Origin of the sequence: Rhodopseudomonas sp. BR0C11 (genome assembly GCF_010820945.1) — a bacterium.
Taxonomy (GTDB): domain Bacteria; phylum Pseudomonadota; class Alphaproteobacteria; order Rhizobiales; family Xanthobacteraceae; genus Rhodopseudomonas; species Rhodopseudomonas palustris_H.
Window position 1 is genome coordinate 1 of sequence record NZ_QTKI01000538.1, and the last position, 2,686, is coordinate 2,686.

The 2,686-nt window shown below is 66.9% G+C and carries 2 protein-coding genes and 1 pseudogene; 1 reads left to right on the forward strand and 2 read right to left on the reverse strand.

All coding sequences use genetic code 11. The features are described 5' to 3' along the window. Together DYI24_RS24745 and DYI24_RS24750 are read right to left on the reverse strand one after the other, a co-directional pair. Window positions 1–236, reverse strand: a pseudogene (locus tag DYI24_RS24745) (anthranilate phosphoribosyltransferase); the annotation flags it as partial. Between the two features lie 36 nt (window positions 237–272). Then, on the reverse strand, window positions 273–2,174 hold the full coding sequence (locus DYI24_RS24750; RefSeq protein WP_164574208.1) for a peptidyl-prolyl cis-trans isomerase: 1,902 nt from the start codon (window positions 2,172–2,174) through the stop codon (window positions 273–275). 257 nt (window positions 2,175–2,431) lie between these two features. Here DYI24_RS24750 and DYI24_RS24755 point away from each other — a divergent pair. Continuing rightward, window positions 2,432–2,686, forward strand: a 255-nt coding sequence (locus DYI24_RS24755; protein WP_205523677.1) for a triose-phosphate isomerase, incomplete at its 3' end; no start/stop codon positions are given.

Sequence of the window (2,686 nt, forward strand, 5' to 3'; positions counted from 1 at the left end):
ATGTCGACCGCGTCCGCCGGCGCCGAGACCGGCAGCATCTTGGACCGCATCGTGGTCACCGCGCCGGTGATCTCGTCGACGGTTTCGCCGCGGACCCTGAGGCCCATCAGCAGCGCGCCCATCTGCGACGGCGTCGCGTCGCCGGACATCATCGCGTCGAAAGCGTCGGTGGCTTCGTCACGCGTCAGCGTCGCGCCGGTCGCGACCTTTGCGATAATCGATTTGAAATCAACCATTGTCCCTTTCGGTGACGAAACGCCGGCATTGCGCCGTCAGTTCGCCGCCGCCCCCGTTGCCTGCGCCACCGCTTCCTGATTGACCTTGGTGCCGATGTCCTTCTCCAGCCAGGCGATGTACTCGCCGACCTGTTCGTCGCGCAGCCGCTGCACCAGATTGTCCTTCAACTGCTGCATCTGCGGCGCGTTGAGGTCGGCGGTCGGCACCGTGTCGCCGGTGACGCGGAACACGTACCACTCGGTGGCGCTGCCACCCTGAACCTGGCCGGCGCCGTCCTTGGCGGTGCGGAACACCGCGTCGACCACCGTGTTCGGCAGGCCGCCGTCGGCGCCTTCGCGCTTGATGCCGGAGGCCGTCTGCACGGTGACGCCGGCCGGTGCGACGTCCGCGAGCTTGGCGCCGCCCTGCAGCTTCTGCACCAGCTCGGCCGCGAGCTTGCGCAGCTTCTCGGTGACCTGCTCGGCGCGCCAGCCGGCCTCGACCTTGTCCTTGACCTCGTCGAGCGGCCGTTCGTGCGACGGCGTGATGCCGAGGATGTCGTACCAGACGTAGCCGTTCTGGAAGCTGATCGCGTCGTTGTCGACGCCCGGCTCGCTGTTGAAGGCGGCGTTGGCGAGTTCGAGCCCTTGCGGGATCGCCGCCACCGATGCGCCGTCCGGCCCGCGGCCGGCGCGGTCGATCGCGTCGACCGTCACGGCGGTGAGGCCGAGCTGCTTGGCTGCGTCGACCACGCTGGCGCCGCCGCCGCGCGCGTCTTCCATCTTGTCGTGCAACTCCTGCACCTGCTTGCGGGCGCGTTCCTGCGCAAGGTCACGCTTCAGGCTGGCCGCCACGCTGGCGTAGTCCGGCTGCTTGCCGGGCTCGATCTTGGTGACTTCGAGCAGCACGGTGCCGAACTGTCCGTGCACCGGCTGGCTGACTTCGTTCAGCGGCAGCGCGAATGCGGCTGCGGCGACCTTCTGATCGAGCATCTCCGACTGGCTGACCAAGCCGAGATCGAGATCGGCCGGCTTGACGCCGCGCTCCTTGGCGAGGTCGGCGAAGCTGGTGCCGCTGGCGATCTTGGCGCGCGCCGCCTGGGCCTCTTCGACGTTCGGGAACACGATCTGCAGGATCTGGCGCTTCTCAGGCGTCGACAGCTTGTCCTTGCGCTGCTCGAACAGCTTCTGCGCGTCGGCGTCCGACACCTCGGCCCACTTGGCGATCGATTCCGGCGTCACCACCAGGAACGAGATCTTGCGATACTCGGGGGCGCGGAACTGCGCCTTGTGCGAGTCGTAGAACGCGGTGAGGTCGGCGGGCGAGGGCGCCGGGATGGTGCCGGCCTGCGCGTCGGTCAGCTTCAAATAGTCGATCGCGCGCTCTTCGTTCTGAAACTGGCTCAGCGCCTGCATCAGCGTCTTCGGCGGCTCGAGGCCGGCGGTGAGGCTGCCGGCGATCTGGCGGCGGAGCGCGACGCGGCGCTGCTCAGCGAGATAGCGCTGCTCGGTGAAGCCGAACTGGCGGACCAGCTGCTGGAAGCGGTTGGCATCGAACTGGCCGTTGGCGCCCTTGAAGTTCGGATCCTCCAGGATCGACTTCATGGTGTCGGCGTCGGACTGGCCGAGGCCGAGCCTGCGCGCGTCTTCGTCGAGCGCAGCTTCGGCGATGGTCTGCTGCAGCACCTGGCGATCGATTCCGATCGCGCGCGCCTGATCCGGGGTCAGCGGCCGGCCGAACTGGCGGCCGATCTGCTGCAGACGGTCATTGTAGGTCTGGCGGAACTGCTCGGTGGAGATTTCGGTGCTGCCGATCTTGGCGAGCGTGGACCGGCCAAAGCCGCGGAATACGTCGGCAATACCCCAGACTCCGAAGCTGACGATCAGGACGCCCATCACGATCGTCATGATGGTCTTGCCAATCCAGTTGGATGAGGCTTTGCGCATTCCTCGGAGCATGGAGTCACTTTTTGTCAGGAGGGAACCGGCCGCGCTGGGTCAGCGCGGGGGGCAAACTAGCGTCGCCGGCTTGAAAATCCATCATAAAGTGCCGTCTGGGGCGTCGCAACCGCAGCCAATGTCGCGGTCGGTGCAGATGCCATCCCGTTGCAGCGGCCGATGCTGCGGATCGCCGCAGCGCTCGCGTTCACGTCTCCTTGAGTCTCGCAATCGGCTCTGCTAGCGGAACGGTTCAACCCTTTATTGCGAGAGTGCTCATGCCGGTCCCCGCCGTTCGTCCTCTGATTGCTGGAAACTGGAAGATGAACGGCCTGAAGGATTCGGTGGCCGAGCTCGATGCGATGCTGAAAGGCGCCGCCGGGCTGCCGCAGGGCATCGATCTGTTGGTCTGTCCGCCGGCGACGCTGGTGGCGAGCTTTGCGGCGCGAGTCGCGGACGCGCACGCCGGCAAGGCGCTGCCGTTCTCGATCGGCGGCCAGGATTGCCACGCCAATGCGTCGGGCGCCCATACC

Excerpts from the sequence above, each read along its gene's own strand:
- DYI24_RS24750 (WP_164574208.1), bottom strand. The coding sequence starts at position 2,174 with ATGCTCCGAGGAATGCGCAAAGCCTCATCCAACTGGATTGGCAAGACC.